Here is a 14,556-nt window from a genome sequence, read left to right as displayed (position 1 = left end):
CACCGAAATGACGGGGTTGTGCATCATGCACTGGCTTTTAACACACTGTTGAGTTCTCAAGAAACGGACGCGTACTCCCCGGAACTGCGAGAGGCTTACATTCCGTCTGTCGGTATTCTATCAGATTCGAGTGGTTCTTGTCAAACCGCTCGATCCGGTAAATACCGGGTCTGCCCCGCTTCGAGGCAACCCTGCTAACTTACTCGAACTTTTAGCCTTTGTCCAACACGAGGTGGACACAGCCAGAAGTTCGGCTCAGTCAGAGGAGATCCGGGCCAACTGGCCCCGCGCGGAAAACTCTACCAGCCCGCGCGGGGTCCCAAGACCCAACTTCTGTAAGAAGAGAGCCTTCCCCGTACCGGGAGGTCTCAAACACCCAGGCCGGCGAGTTGTGCCTCAAGGCGCGCGATGTCCGCCTGGGCCTGCTCAGCGCGTCCTCGGACCTTCGCCACCACGTCATCGGGGGCCTTGGCCATGAACTGCTCGTTGCCCAGCTTGGCCGCCACCTGCGCGGCCTCCTTGCGGGCAGCGGCCAGGTCCTTCTCCAGCCGCTTCCGCTCCGCGACCACGTCGATGGCTCCCGCCGTGTCGATCTCGACGGTCACCTCGCCCACGGCGAGGCGGGCGGTGGCGGAGAACCCGTCGTCCGGCTCGGTCAACCGCAGGAGGGAGCGGATCGCCACCTCCTGCCCCGTGAGAGTCGTGCCGGCCAGCCCGAGCCGGGCGGCGACCTTCTGCCCCGGCTTCAGCCCCTGGTCGGAGCGGAACCTGCGGACCTCGGTCACCAGCTCCTGCAGCGCGACGATCTCCTTCTCGGCGCCGGCGTCCACGTACGCCGACTCCACCACCGGCCAGGGGGCCACCACGATGGACTCGCCGCCCGTGACGGCCCGCCACAGCTCCTCGGTGACGAACGGCACCAATGGATGCAGCAGCCGCAGCAGCGCGTCGAAGACGTGCCCGAGCACGAGCCTGGTGTGCTCCAGCCCCTCGCCGAGCTGGATCTTGGCCAGCTCGAGGTACCAGTCGCAGACCTCGTCCCACGCGAAGTGGTAAAGCAGGTCGGACACCTTGGCGAACTCGAACTCCTCGAAGGCCGCGTCGGCCGTCGAGATGACGCTCTGCAGGCGCGAAAGGATCCAGCGGTCGGCCGGCGTCAGGTCGAGCCCGTCCAGGGAGCCGGTCGTCGCGCCGTTCATGAGCGCGAAGCGCGTGGCGTTCCAGATCTTGTTGCAGAAGTTACGGGAGCCGGCCGCCCACTCCTCGCTGACCGCGACGTCGGCGCCGGGGTTGGCACCGCGCAGGAGCGTGAAGCGGGTCGCGTCGGCGCCGAAGCGCTCGATCCAGTCGAGCGGGTCGACGACGTTGCCGAACGACTTCGACATCTTCTTGCCGTACTGGTCACGGACCATGCCGTGCAGGGCCACGACGCGGAACGGCGGCTCGCCGTCCATCGCGTACAGCCCGAACATCATCATCCGGGCCACCCAGAAGAACAGGATGTCGTAACCGGTCACCAGCACCGAGGTCGGGTAGAAGCGCGCCAGCTCGGGCGTCGCCTCCGGCCAGCCGAGGGTCGAGAACGGCCACAGGCCCGAGGAGAACCACGTGTCGAGCACGTCGGCGTCCTGGGTGTAGCCCTCCGGCGGAGCCTCGTCCGGTCCGACGCACACGACCTCGCCCTCCGGGCCGTACCAGACCGGGATGCGGTGGCCCCACCACAGCTGGCGGGAGATGCACCAGTCATGCATGTCGTCGACCCAGTCGAAGTAGCGCTTGGCCAGCTCCGGCGGGTGGATGCGGGTGCGGCCGTCACGCACGGCGTCGCCCGCGGCCTTGGCCAGCGGGGCGACGTTGACGAACCACTGCAGCGACAGCCGCGGCTCGACCACGGTCTTGCAGCGCGAGCAGTGGCCGACCGAGTGCAGGTACGGCCGCTTCTCCGCGACGATCAGGCCCTCGGCCCGCAGCGCGGCGACCACGGCAGGGCGCGCCTCGAACCGGTCGAGCCCCTCGAACGGTCCGTGGGCCGTGATCACGCCGCGCTCGTCCATGACCGTCAGCGACGGCAGGGAGTGGCGGCGGCCGATCTCGAAGTCGTTGGGGTCGTGGGCGGGGGTGACCTTGACCGCGCCGGTGCCGAACTCGGGGTCGACGTGCTCGTCGGCGACGATCGGGATCATCCGCCCGGTCAGCGGCACCTCCACCATGGTGCCGACGAGGTGCGCGTAGCGCTCGTCGGAAGGGTGGACGGCCACCGCGGTGTCGCCGAGCATCGTCTCGGCCCGGGTGGTGGCGACGACGATGTCGTCGGAGTAGCGGATGGAGACGAGCTCGCCCTCGTCCTCGCTGTGCTCGACCTCGATGTCGGACAGCGCGGTCAGGCAGCGCGGGCACCAGTTGATGATGCGCTCGGCGCGGTAGATGAGCCCGTCGTCGAAGAGCCGCTTGAAGATGGTGTGGACGGCGCGGGACAGCCCCTCGTCCATGGTGAAGCGCTCGCGTTCCCAGTCCACGCCGTCGCCGAGCTTGCGCATCTGGCCGAGGATCCGGCCGCCGGACTCCTCCTTCCACTCCCAGACGCGCTCCACGAACGCCTCGCGCCCGAGGTCGTGGCGGGACAGGCCCTGCTTGGCCAGCTCACGCTCCACGACGTTCTGGGTGGCGATGCCGGCGTGGTCCATGCCGGGCAGCCAGAGCGCCTCGCGCCCCTGCATGCGGGCGCGGCGGGTGAGCGTGTCCTGGATGGAGTGGTCGAGGGCGTGCCCGATGTGCAGGACCCCCGTCACGTTGGGCGGCGGGAGGACGATGCTGAAGGGCGCGCGAGAGCTGCCGGCTTCGGCGTGGAAGTAGCCTTCGGACACCCATCGCTCGTAGCTGCGGGTCTCGACGTCGGCCGGGGTGTACTGGGTGGGCAGCTCTGGCGTTGTCACAGTGCCCCATTCTAGGGAGGCGGGAAAGCGATACGCCCCACGGTTTGCACCATGGGGCGTACGCGGGGACGAAGGCTCCGGCCTGCTGGTCAGGCCGACTTCTCGCGCGGCGTGCGCTGCTGCTTGGCGGCGAGCTGGTCGCGCGGTACGAGCGTGGGGATCGCGTGCTCCAGCACCGACTCGCGGGTGATGACGACGCGAGCCACGTCCTTGCGGGAGGGCACCTCGTACATCACGGACTGGAGCACCTCCTCCAGGATGGCGCGCAGGCCGCGGGCGCCGGTGCCGCGCAGGATCGCCTGGTCGGCGATGGCCTCCAGCGCGTCGTCGGTGAACTCCAGCTCCACGCCGTCGAGCTCCAGGAGCTTGCGGTACTGCTTGACGAGCGCGTTGCGGGGCTCGGTGAGGATCTGGACGAGCGCCTCGCGGTCGAGGTTGTGCACCGAGGTGATGACCGGCAACCGGCCGACGAACTCGGGGATCATGCCGAACTTGAGAAGGTCCTCCGGCATCACGTCGGAGAAGATGTCGACGGTGTCGATCTCCTCCTTGGAGCGGATGACGGCGTTGAAGCCGATGCCCTTCTTGCCGACCCGCGACTCGATGATCTTTTCCAGGCCGGCGAACGCCCCGCCGCAGATGAACAGCACGTTGGTGGTGTCGATCTGGATGAACTCCTGGTGCGGGTGCTTGCGGCCGCCCTGCGGCGGCACCGACGCGGTGGTGCCTTCCAGGATCTTCAGCAGCGCCTGCTGGACGCCCTCGCCGGAGACGTCCCGGGTGATCGACGGGTTCTCGCTCTTGCGGGCGATCTTGTCGACCTCGTCGATGTAGATGATGCCCGTCTCGGCCTTCTTGACGTCGTAGTCGGCGGCCTGGATGAGCTTGAGCAGAATGTTCTCGACGTCCTCGCCGACGTAGCCGGCCTCTGTGAGGGCCGTGGCGTCGGCGATGGCGAAGGGCACGTTCAGCATCTTCGCCAGCGTCTGTGCGAGCAGTGTCTTGCCGGAGCCCGTGGGCCCGAGGAGCAGGATGTTGCTCTTGGACAGCTCCAGGCCGTCGTCTCTGCCCCGGTCACCGGACTGCACCCGCTTGTAGTGGTTGTAGACCGCCACCGAGAGTGCCTTCTTCGCCTTGTCCTGACCGATGACGTAGGCGTCGAGGAACTCGTAGATCTCTCTCGGCTTGGGCAGGTTGTCCCACTTGAGCTCGGAGGACTCGGAGAGCTCCTCCTCGATGATCTCGTTGCAGAGATCGATGCACTCATCGCAGATGTAGACGCCTGGACCGGCAATGAGCTTCTTGACTTGCTTCTGGCTCTTCCCGCAGAAAGAGCACTTCAGCAGGTCTCCCCCGTCGCCGATGCGTGCCACCCCAGATACTCCTTTGCGTGGGACCGCCCTGCTCCGCGATCCGTGTCCTCCGGACCCGGTCCGAACCGCTCAGGTTTCGACGTTACCGTCTTCTGGGCCCTCAGTGAGCCCCCTGGCGGCGAGTCGCACCGGAACGTGCCCTATTGGGCAGCGCTCCGGTGCGTCACATCCTCGTCAGGAAGCAACCGCCTGAGCTCGCTTCTTCCGCGACGGAATGATGTCGTCGATCAGACCATACGCCTTCGCCTCGTCCGCGTTGAGAATTTTGTCGCGTTCGATGTCCTTGCGGACTTCGGCGGAGGACTTTCCGGAGTGCCTCGCCACGATGTCCTCCAGGAGGGATCGCATGCGAAGGATCTCGCGGGCCTGGATCTCGATGTCGCTTCCCTGGCCGCCGCCCTCGGTGGAGGGCTGGTGGATCAGGACCCGGGCGTTGGGCAGCGCGAAGCGCTTGCCCGGGGTGCCGCCGGCCAGCAGCACGGCCGCCGCGGAGGCGGCCTGGCCGAGGCAGACGGTCTGGATCTCCGGCCGGACGAACTGCATCGTGTCGTAGATCGCCGTCATGGCCGTGAAAGAGCCGCCGGGCGAGTTGATGTAGATGCTGATGTCCCGGTCGGGATCGAGCGACTCCAGCGTCAGCAGCTGGGCCATGACGTCGTTGGCCGACGCGTCGTCGATCTGCACCCCGAGGAAGATGATGCGGTCCTCGAAGAGCTTGTTGTACGGGTTCATCTCCTTCACGCCGTAGGACGTGCGCTCGACGAACGAGGGGAGGACGTAGCGGCTTTCGATGTTCACTTCAGCTCCCCCTAGGAGACGGGGCCCTGCGAGGGCACTTGCCGAGCGCTGCGAACGACGTGGTCGATGAAGCCGTAGTCCTTGCCCTCATCGGCCGTGAACCAGCGGTCACGGTCGGAGTCGGCCTCGATCTGCTCCAGCGGCTGCCCGGTGTGGAAGGCGATCCGCTCGGCCAGCGTCTTCTTCACATACAGCATCTGCTCGGCCTGGATGGCGATGTCGGCCGCGGTGCCGCCGATGCCGCCCGACGGCTGGTGCATCATGATGCGGGCGTGCGGCAGGCCGAAGCGCTTGCCCTTGGTGCCCGCGGAGAGCAGGAACTGCCCCATCGAGGCCGCCATGCCCATCACGACCGTGGAGACGTCGTTGGGGACGTACTCCATCATGTCGTAGATCGCCATTCCGGCGCTGACGGAGCCGCCGGGCGAGTTGATGTAAAGGGTGATGTCGCGGTCGGGGTCGTCCGCGGCGAGCAGGAGCAGCTCCGCGCAGATCCGGTTGGCGATCTCATCGTTGACCTCCTGACCGAGCACGATGATGCGCTCGCGCAGCAGGCGCTGGTAAAGCTGGTCCTCAAGCCGGAAGGACGAGCCGTTCTCACGGCCTCGCGACTCAGGCTGATAGAAGGTCGGCGGGCTGGTCACAGCGTCACCTTCCGATGCGTCGTAATCGATTGGCTTTGCTTGTGACCTTAACGCGCGCCGCCCACAGGTCATGCCCGCTCCACGTACTGTTCGCTGACGGCGCAGGTTGGGTCAGGCCCCTCCGGAGACCCTGCGGCGCTCCTCGACGTCCAGCTCGTGGTCAAGCTTGCGCATGGTGTCGGCACCGATGACGCCCTTGCGGTAAAGGTGTCGCAACTTGTCGCGCTGGGCCCTGATGAGCTCCCGCCGGAGCCCGACGTGGTGCGATTCCGCGCCCGCATCGGCGTCCGCGCCCTCCCCGTCGCCGTCGCCGTCGAGGTCGCCGAGGACCTCGCGGACCCGGTCGAGGCGGAGCTCGAACAGCTGCCGGAACACCTCCGCGGTCCGGTCGTCCACCTTGTCGTCGGCGGCCAGCTCGTCCAGGCGGGCCAGCGCGGCCTCCAGGAGCGCCTCCCTGGCCGTGGCGTCCTCCTGGACCTCCTCCTGGGGCTCTCCCACGCCCAGCCGGCGCAGCACCGGGGCGAGCGTCGTGGCCTGCACTCCCAGGGTGACCAGCACGACGCAGGCGGCCAGGAAGATGAGCAGGGCCCGGTTCGGGGCGTCGAGCGGGATGGACAGGGCGATGGCCAGCGTGATGGCGCCGCGCATCCCGGCCCAGCCGAGGACCAGCCGCTGACGCCGTTCGATCGGCCTCCCCAGCCGTACAGGGGCGAGGACCAGCGCCGTCCAGGCGAGCCGGAGCACGATCACGACGGCCATCGCGACGAGGGCGGTGAGAGCGAGCTGGGTCCAGGGCAGGTCGCGCACCTCGTGGAACACGTCCATGATCTGCACGCCCAGCAGGACGAACAGGGTGGATTCCAGCAGGTGGGACAGCACTCGCCAGAACACCTGGCCGCTCAGCCGCGAGGCCGGCTGGAGCACTCCCTGAGGGCTGATGCCGAGCACGAAGCCGGTGACGATGGTGGCGAGGACGCCGGACACCTCGAAGTGCTCGGCCGGCAGGTACGCGACGAACGGGGTCAGCAGCGACAGCACGATCTGGCTGCCGGCGTCGTGGAACACGCGGCGCACCTTGCCGATGACCCACGCGACCGCCAGGCCGTACAGGATGCCGCCGCAGACGACGCGCAGCAGCTCGATGACGCCGTCGGCGACGGTGACCTCGCCGCTGAGGCCGGACAGGGCCAGGCCGAACAGGGTGAGCGCCACGCCGTCGTTGAGCAGGCTCTCGCCTTCCAGGATCGTCACGAGGCGCCTGGGGGCGCCGACGCGCTGCAGCACCGAGGTGGCGGCGACGGGGTCGGTGGGGGCGATCGCCGCACCGAGCGCGAGCGCCGCGGCCCACGGCAGGCCGGGTACGGCGAAGCCGACGGCGACCATGACGCACAGAGCCGTGGCGGAGGTCAGGCCGACGGCGAGGATGGTGATGGGGAGGGCGTCCTGGCGGCTCTCGCGGGGCGCGGTCAGGAACGCCGCCCGGTAGATCAGGGGCGGCAGGAAGACATTGAGGACCACCTCCGGCTGCACGTGCAGCCCGTGCAGCGCCGGCAGGAAGCCGACAATGGCGCCGAACGGCACCAGCAGGATCGGTCCCGGCACGTTCAGGCGCTTGGACAGCACGCCCGGAACGAGGAGCGCGACGCCGAAGGCCAGGATCGCGAGGAAGGGTTGGTCGCCCATGGACCCTCTTCTGCCCAAGAAAAGGACGAAGCCCCCAAATCATAGAATTTGGGGGCTTCGGCGCGTGCGTGGGCGCTCACCGCTCGGGCCGTGGGCCCGTACGGTGGCCGCGCTCCGGACTCGCGCCCGGGGGGCTTACGCCTCCGGCTTGTCCTCGGCCTTGCCGGCGGTGTCGTCCGACTGGTCGGCGGCCTCGACGCTCTCGTCGCTCTCGTCCTCGGCGGACTCCTCGACGACCTCCTCACCGTTGATCTCGGTGTAGATGGCCTTGAGGTCCACCTCGTTGCCGTCGCTGTCGACGACCTTGGCGGCGTCGCCGAGCACGGCCTTGGCCTTGTCGCGAACGATCTCGACCATGGCCAGCGTGAGCTGGTCGTTGTCGGCCAGGTGCTGGGCGAGCTGGTTGGGCTGGACGCCCATCTCCATGGCGCGGCGGACCACGAAGTTGGTCAGCTCCTGCTCGCTGACGCCCAGCTCCTCGGCCTTGACGATCTTGTCGAGCACGAAGCCCACCTTGATCGCCTTGCGGGAGCTGGTGTCGAACTCGGCGAAGCGCTCGTCCTCGGTCGTCTGGTAGAGACGGAAGAACGCGTCGCGGCTCAGGCCGCTCTCGGCGATCTGGTGCTCGAGGTTGTGCTTGCGGGCGTCGACCTCGGCCTTGAGCGCGCTGTCGGGGATCGGGATGTCGAGCTTCTCCAGCAGCGTGTCGAGGGCCTTGTCGCGGGCCTGGACGACCTGGTCGATCAGCTTGTTGCGGCGGGACTGCTCGCGGATGCTCTGCTTGAGCTCCTCCAGCGTGTCGAACTCGCTGGCGAGCTGCGCGAACTCGTCGTCGAGCTCGGGCAGGACCTTCTCCTTGACCGACTTGACGTTGATGATCACGTCGGCCTGCTCGCCGGCGTTCTCGCCGCCGACGAGCTCGGTGCGGAAGGTCTTCTCCTCGCCCGCGGACATGCCCTCGAGCGCGTCGTCGAGGCCCTGGAGCACCGAGCCGGCGCCGACCTCGTAGGAGACCTCGCTGGCCTGCTGCTCCTCGATGTTCTTGCCGTCGATCTCGGCCCGCAGGTCCATGACGACGAAGTCGCCGGAGGTGGCGGGGCGCTCGACGCCCGTCAGCGTGGCGAAGCGCTGACGAAGCGCGTCGAGCTGCGCGTCGATGTCGGCGTCGGTCACCTCGGCGGAGTCGACGGCGACCTCGACGTCCTTGTACTCGGGGACGTCGAAGTTGGGCCGGATGTCGACCTCGGCGGTGAACTCGATCTGCTCACCGTCGTCGATCTTCGTGACCTCGATGTCGGGCTGGCTGACCGGGAACACGTCGACCTCGTCGACGGCCTGGCCGTACAGCTTGGGCACCGCGTCGTTGAGGGTCTCCTCCAGCACGACCGCGCGGCCGAAGCGCTGCTCGATGATGCGAGCCGGGACCTTGCCGGGGCGGAACCCGGGGACCCGTACCTGCTGCGCGACCTTCTTGTACGCGGCATCCAGGCTGGGGCGCAGCTCGTCGAACGGCACCTCGACAGTGAGCTTGACCCGAGTCGGGCTGAGCTCCTCGACAGCGGTCTTCACGGGGTGGTCTCCTTGATCATGCTTCGAGTGATCGCGGGCGCGTCCAATCGGTACGGCTCACGCGCCGCGCCCACATGAGCGGCGCTGGGGCATGCTCCGCCACGGCGGGATACGAGCGCCGATGGCCAGTCTAGGGCAGATGCGCACCCGACAGCGACGTGACGGGCCTCAGAACTCGTCGGCGATGGTCCGCAGCAACGCGGCCGTCTCGTCCGGGGTGGTGCTGACCGCGCAGAGCCGCTCCATCACCTCGGTGTAGCGGTCGACGTCCTCGCGTTTGTCCAGGTACAGGGCGCTGGCGAGCTGCTCGACGTACACGACGTCCGGCAGCTCGCGGTCGGGGAAGCGCAGGATGCTGAACGCGCCGCCCTCGGCGCTGTGGCCGCCGAAGCTGAACGGCATGATCTGGATCGTGATGTTGGGCTGGCGCATCAGGTCCGCCAGGTGTTCCAGCTGGGCGCGCATGACCTCGGCGCCGCCGATGGGGCGCCGCAGCGCCGCCTCGTCGATGACCGCCCAGAAGATCGGGCCGTCGGGCCGGTCGAGGAGGCGCTGGCGTTCGAGCCGCAGGTCGACGCGGCGCGCGATCTCGTCGGGGCCGACGCCGGCCGCTCCGGCGGTGACGACCGCGCGGGCGTACTCCTTGGTCTGCAGCAGGCCGGGCACGAACTGCACCTCGTACGTCCTGATCCGCTCCGCGGCCTCCTCCAGGCCCACGTACGCCTGGAACCAGGTGGGCAGGACGTCGTTGAAGCGGTGCCACCAGCCGGGCTCGTTGGCCTTGGTCACCAGGTCCAGGACGGCGGCGCGGGCCTCGGCGTCCGTCACGCCGTACAGGGTGAGCAGGTCGGCGACGTCGCGCTCCTTGAACCCGACGCGGCCCAGCTCCATACGGCTGATCTTGGACTCGGAACCCCTGATCAGGTGGCCCGCCTCCTCGCGGGTGACGCTCTTCGCCTCCCTGAGCCGGCGCAGCTGGGAGCCCAGGAGAATACGCAGCGCCGTAGGGCCGGAACCCGGCTGGTTCTGCGTCACTCTGCCTCCTATCAAGGTCCGCACACACAGTGACACCACATCGTCGGGTATGACAAGGTCCCAACCTGGTGTCCGATTCGGATACCCATCCGAGTAACCGCTCATGCTGCTGCACATTGCACATGCACGTGCATTTGGGTCTTGCAGGCACCCGGATCCGTGACCCATGATGGTCTAGTGCATTTTGGCCAGACATGCACTAAATCGAGGGCAGCAGGAGGTATCGGCGGGATGGTGGAGGATTCCTTGGCCACTGCCGATTGCCTGCAGATCACGCGCGAGGTGGGCTTCGACAGCCTGCTGACGGCCGGCAAGCCGTACACGACCTCGTGCCCGCTCCCCTTCCAGGCCGACTCCGTCAAGACCGCGCGCGACGTCACACGTTCGACGCTGCGGAGCTGGGGGCTGTCGGAGCTGAGCGACGACGCGACGCTGGTGGTGTCGGAGCTGGTGACGAACGCGGTCAGGTACGCGATGTACTCCAGCGCGCCGCAGGGCATCCAGCTGCTGCTGATGAGGGTGGCGCCGCACGTGCTGCTGGCCGTGGCCGACCCGAGCGACGAGGTGCCGATGCCCAAGGAGCCCGACTTCGTCTCGGAGAACGGGCGTGGGCTCTACATCGTCGAGACCTACAGCCAGTGCTGGGGCTGGGACCCGCTGGCCCGCGGCGGCAAGGCCGTCTGGGCGCTCTTCCGCGCCGACTCCTGAGCCTGCCGTCCGACATTCGAGGTGGGCCTGATCGGGCTACGTGGCTCGGAGTACGCCGGTGAGATCAGCTCACCCGTCCTCTTGGCGCGGTGGCGCTCGGTACGGGCCCGTGGGCGAGGCCAGGACCCGGAGGGTCAAGCGGACGCTCGCACTCCCCAAGAGGGGTGTGGAGGTGCCGGAAGAGCTCTGGGCCACCACGGGCAGGCCCATTGGAGCGGACGACGGGAATCGAACCCGCGTAGCTAGTTTGGAAGACTAGGGCTCTACCATTGAGCTACGTCCGCACGAACCGGTCGTGGTCTGGTCTAGACTTCAACCGGTCGTCAGGGCGTAAGCGTACCGGAGTCCCGGAGCGTGTGCGTACCCGGCGCAGCGGGGCGTGGCGCAGCTTGGCAGCGCGCTTGCTTTGGGAGCAAGAAGTCGCAGGTTCAAATCCTGTCGCCCCGACCAGCACGACCGCACGAAGCCCACTCCCCCGCACGGGGAGTGGGCTTCTGAGTGTCTCCCGGCTGATCCACGGCTCCGCACGGCCGGCGCCGACGTGCGCGCCGGGCTGGACAGGTACGACTTCATCGCCACGTGAGAACCCCCTGGCGGCCGCTCTCACCTGACGGAGTTCACCGCTGGGGTTGCATGGAGAGGGCCTGCCGCCAGTGCTCGGCCGCCTGGCCCATGTCGTGGCCGAGCAGTGCGAAGAACTGGCTGGTGGTGCGGAGTCGATCGCCGGTGGGCGTGTCGGTGCCGAAGATCCCGGCGCCGTGCCGGGCGGTGTCGGCCCAGATCGCTATCGTCCTCGCGCTGGCCGCCCAGGTGCGGTACCAGACATCGACGTCGACCAGGTAACGCACCCGGCGGGCTTCGCGTTCCCGGGCGATCATCGCCCGCTGTTCGAGCCACTTGGCGGCATTGGAGACCGTCGCCGGACTGAGGTGGAGTTGCCGGACGAGCTCCGTGGCGGTCAGGCTGCCGCCCTCGCTGAGGAACAGCGCGGCGAACACCCTGGCGGTCATGGGCGCCATTCCGCTCTCGATCATCATGGCGACGAACTGTTCCTCGAACTCCCTGGCCGTACGGACGTCACGGTTGTCGGTGGGGTGCGGAACGTCGGCGTGGGGAGCGCGCTTGCGGCGGCGGGCGCGCCAGTTCGTGGCGTGTTGTGCGCGGGCCGCCCGGTAGCCGTGCGGCCCGCCGTTCCTGGCGATCTCGCGGGTGACGGTGGACCTGGACCGTCCCAGCCGGCGGGCGATCTCCGCGTACGACAGGCCGGCCGCCAGACCTTCGGCGATGCGGCGGCGGTCCTCGCTGGTCAACCGGTCTCCTGGCACGTCGTCCTCTCTTCGGTCGGTTGCACTCAGCTGCAAGCTCGTTGCACCAATATACGGCCTTCTACCTGGCCATATGAGTTCCGTCAGTTGTCTCGGCGCAAAACACGACCCTACCGTTGGCCTGCACCGAAGAGGAGATTCATCATGGAGAAGGTCGTTCTCGTCACGGGCGCCTCCGCCGGCATCGGCAAGGCCACCGCCCTCGAACTCATCCGCGCCGGCCACATCGTCTACGGCGCCGCGCGGCGCGTACCCAGGATGGACGACATCCGCGACGCCGGCGGACACGCCCTGGCGCTGGACGTACGCCGGCCGGAGGACCTGGAACGCGCGGTCGCCGCGGTCGTCGAGGAGCAGGGGCGCATCGACGTACTCGTCAACAATGCCGGCACCGTCCTGCACGGCGCCGCCGAGGACATCCCCATCGACCGGGCGCGCGACCAGTTCGAGGTCAACGTCTTCGCACCGGCCCGGCTGACCCAGCTCGTCCTGCCGTACATGCGCGAGCAAGGGTCCGGCACGATCGTCAACGTCTCCTCCATCGGCGGCGAGATCGCGCTCCCGCTCGGCTGCTGGTACTACGCGAGCAAGCACGCCCTGGAGGCCTACTCCGACTCCCTGCGCATGGAGGTGGAGCCGTTCGGCATCGACGTCGTGATCATCCAGCCCGGGATCATCAAGACCGAGTTCGAAGACCGTACGGCACAGGACCTCCGTGAGATCTCCGGCGCGACCGCGTACGGGCAGATGGCGGAAGCCATGGCCAGACGCGCCGAGACGCAGCTCGGCGAGAACACCCAGGGCTCGGACCCCGGCCTGGTCGCCACCACCATCCGGCAGGCCGTCGACGCCGGCAAGCCCGAGACGCGCTACCCGGTCGGCTGGACGGCCGACCAGCTCCTGGAGCTCAACAGGACGCTGCCGGACCGCGAGTTCGACAAGCTCATGATGAACGCCACGAAGTAGGACCCGCGATGTCGCACCAACCCGACTCACGCAGATGGTGGGCGCTGACCGCGCTCGTGCTCACGTCGCTGGCCGTGGGCTTCGACGTGACCATCCTCAACCTGGCCCTGCCGAGCATGGCCGAGGACCTGCACGCCGACAACGTCCAGTTGCAATGGTTCGTCACCGTCTACACGCTGGTGCTGGCCGCCGGCATGATCCCGGCGGGAATGCTGGGCGACCGCCTGGGCCGGAGGAGGACGCTCCTGGTCGCGCTGGTCATCTTCGGCGCCGGCTCGCTGGCCGCCGCCTACGCCCCCTCGACCGGGATCTTCATCGCGGCACGTGCCGTGCTGGGCCTGGGAGCGGCGCTCGTCATGCCGACGATGCTGGCGCTGATCCCGGCGATGTTCACCGCGAAGGAGCGGCCGAAGGCGATCGGAACGCTGGCGGGCGCCTCGCTGCTGGCCTTCCCCATCGGTCCGGTCCTGGGCGGCTGGCTGCTGAACCATTTCTGGTGGGGCTCGGTCTTCCTGATCAACATCCCCGTCGTCGTCCTGGCGTTCCTCGCGGTCGCCGCCTGGCTGCCCGAATCGCGGCAGGAGCGCGGCAGGCGGATCGACGTGGGCGGTGTGGTGCTGTCGAGCGCGGCGCTCACGGGGCTGACCTACGGCCTCATCGAGATCGGTGAACGAGGCTGGACCGACGCCGCCGTGTTCGGGCCGATCCTCGGCGGGCTGGCCGCGCTCGGGCTGTTCGTGGTCTGGGAGCGACGGACCGGCGCGCCGCTGGTGGACCTCTCGCTGTTCGCCGATGCGCGCTTCACCGTCGGCACCGCGCTGGCCACGCTCGTCAACTTCACCATGTTCGGCGTTCTGTTCGTGCTGCCGCAGTATTTCCAGGCGAACCTGCGGACGGACGCGATGGGCAGCAGCCTGCGCCTGCTGCCGCTCATCGGCGGGCTGCTCATCGGGATGGCGACGGCGAACAGGCTGAGCAGGTTGATCGGACCCAGGCTCGCGATCGGTCTGGGGTTCGTCCTGCTCGCCGGGGGTCTGTTCTGGGGTGCCACCACCGGGACGGCCAGCGGCACCGGGTGGGCGGCCGCGTGGACGGCCATGTACGGACTCGGGCTCGGCTGCGTCCTGCCCACGGCGATGGACGCGGCGCTGGGCACCCTGTCACCCGGCACCGCCGGCGTCGGCGCCGCGGTGAATCAGTCCATCCGCACCCTGGGCGGCAGTTTCGGCGCGGCGGTGCTGGGCTCGATCCTCACCTCCGCCTACCGGGCCGCGGTGCCGGAGCAGGCACGCGAGAGCGTCTTCGCCGGGCTGGCCGCCGCACGATCCACCGGCTCGGCGGCCTTGGAGGACACGGTCCGCTCCGCCTTCGTCCACGGTCTGGACCTCGTCCTGGCGACCAGCGGTGGCCTCGGCCTCCTCGGCGTCGTCCTGGCCATGGCCTGGCTGCCCGGCAAGCCCGAGCGTCCGGTTCGTGATGAGGCCATGGGCTTCGATGACACGGTGGCCGCCTGAGATCGCCT

At 68.5% G+C, this 14,556-nt stretch carries 11 protein-coding genes and 2 tRNA genes; 4 read left to right on the top strand and 9 right to left on the bottom strand.

The annotated features are described in order from the left end of the window. Window positions 1-368 precede the first annotated feature (368 nt). The 7 genes from ACIBG4_RS35555 to ACIBG4_RS35525 all read right to left on the bottom strand — a co-directional run bounded on the left by ACIBG4_RS35555 (window position 369) and on the right by ACIBG4_RS35525 (window position 10,035). Window positions 369-2,933 carry a valine--tRNA ligase gene (locus ACIBG4_RS35555; RefSeq protein ID WP_397206098.1) on the bottom strand — a complete coding sequence of 855 codons (2,565 nt, stop codon included), beginning with the start codon at window positions 2,931-2,933 and terminating at the stop codon, window positions 369-371. An 89-nt stretch (window positions 2,934-3,022) separates the two neighbouring features. Continuing rightward, window positions 3,023-4,306 (bottom strand): ATP-dependent Clp protease ATP-binding subunit ClpX, encoded by a 1,284-nt coding sequence (clpX, locus tag ACIBG4_RS35550; RefSeq protein WP_310712298.1) that lies wholly within the window; start codon window positions 4,304-4,306, stop codon window positions 3,023-3,025. Between the two features lie 174 nt (window positions 4,307-4,480). Beyond that, window positions 4,481-5,104 (bottom strand): ATP-dependent Clp protease proteolytic subunit, encoded by a 624-nt coding sequence (locus ACIBG4_RS35545; RefSeq protein WP_310712297.1) that lies wholly within the window; start codon window positions 5,102-5,104, stop codon window positions 4,481-4,483. A gap of 11 nt (window positions 5,105-5,115) precedes the next feature. After that, complete coding sequence (locus ACIBG4_RS35540) at window positions 5,116-5,748, bottom strand: ATP-dependent Clp protease proteolytic subunit (RefSeq protein ID WP_310712296.1); 633 nt, start codon at window positions 5,746-5,748, stop codon at window positions 5,116-5,118. Window positions 5,749-5,859: 111 nt separating this feature from the next. Next, on the bottom strand, window positions 5,860-7,431 hold the full coding sequence (locus ACIBG4_RS35535; protein ID WP_397206095.1) for a Na+/H+ antiporter: 1,572 nt from the start codon (window positions 7,429-7,431) through the stop codon (window positions 5,860-5,862). A gap of 135 nt (window positions 7,432-7,566) precedes the next feature. After that, complete coding sequence (tig, locus tag ACIBG4_RS35530; RefSeq protein ID WP_397206093.1) at window positions 7,567-9,000, bottom strand: trigger factor; 1,434 nt, start codon at window positions 8,998-9,000, stop codon at window positions 7,567-7,569. A 168-nt stretch (window positions 9,001-9,168) separates the two neighbouring features. After that, window positions 9,169-10,035 (bottom strand): helix-turn-helix transcriptional regulator, encoded by an 867-nt coding sequence (locus tag ACIBG4_RS35525; protein WP_310712293.1) that lies wholly within the window; start codon window positions 10,033-10,035, stop codon window positions 9,169-9,171. A gap of 246 nt (window positions 10,036-10,281) precedes the next feature. Here ACIBG4_RS35525 and ACIBG4_RS35520 point away from each other — a divergent pair, with 246 nt between their 5' ends. After that, window positions 10,282-10,743 (top strand): ATP-binding protein, encoded by a 462-nt coding sequence (locus tag ACIBG4_RS35520; RefSeq protein ID WP_310712292.1) that lies wholly within the window; start codon window positions 10,282-10,284, stop codon window positions 10,741-10,743. Window positions 10,744-10,953: 210 nt separating this feature from the next. On the opposite strand, the gene ACIBG4_RS35515 is transcribed toward ACIBG4_RS35520, so the two are convergent. Further along, window positions 10,954-11,027: transfer RNA gene (locus ACIBG4_RS35515), tRNA-Gly, on the bottom strand. Between the two features lie 89 nt (window positions 11,028-11,116). On the opposite strand from ACIBG4_RS35515, the gene ACIBG4_RS35510 reads away from it, so the two are divergent. After that, window positions 11,117-11,193 (top strand) — tRNA-Pro (locus ACIBG4_RS35510). A 167-nt stretch (window positions 11,194-11,360) separates the two neighbouring features. Here ACIBG4_RS35510 and ACIBG4_RS35505 read toward each other — a convergent pair. After that, window positions 11,361-12,053, bottom strand: coding sequence for a helix-turn-helix domain-containing protein (locus ACIBG4_RS35505; protein ID WP_397206090.1), 693 nt, complete (start codon window positions 12,051-12,053; stop codon window positions 11,361-11,363). Window positions 12,054-12,212: 159 nt separating this feature from the next. Between ACIBG4_RS35505 and ACIBG4_RS35500 the strand changes: the two genes are divergently transcribed. Both ACIBG4_RS35500 and ACIBG4_RS35495 read left to right on the top strand, forming a co-directional pair. Beyond that, window positions 12,213-13,034 carry an oxidoreductase gene (locus ACIBG4_RS35500; protein ID WP_397206088.1) on the top strand — a complete coding sequence of 274 codons (822 nt, stop codon included), beginning with the start codon at window positions 12,213-12,215 and terminating at the stop codon, window positions 13,032-13,034. 8 nt (window positions 13,035-13,042) lie between these two features. Then, the gene (locus ACIBG4_RS35495) at window positions 13,043-14,548 is read left to right on the top strand and encodes a DHA2 family efflux MFS transporter permease subunit (protein ID WP_397206086.1); all 1,506 of its coding nucleotides are present in this window, start codon (window positions 13,043-13,045) and stop codon (window positions 14,546-14,548) included. Window positions 14,549-14,556: the final 8 nt, after the last annotated feature.

It is taken from the genome of Nonomuraea sp. NPDC050383 (assembly GCF_044459125.1).
Lineage (GTDB): Bacteria > Actinomycetota > Actinomycetes > Streptosporangiales > Streptosporangiaceae > Nonomuraea.
The sequence above is the reverse complement of the archived record's forward strand: the minus strand, read 5'-3'. Positions and strand labels throughout refer to the sequence as shown.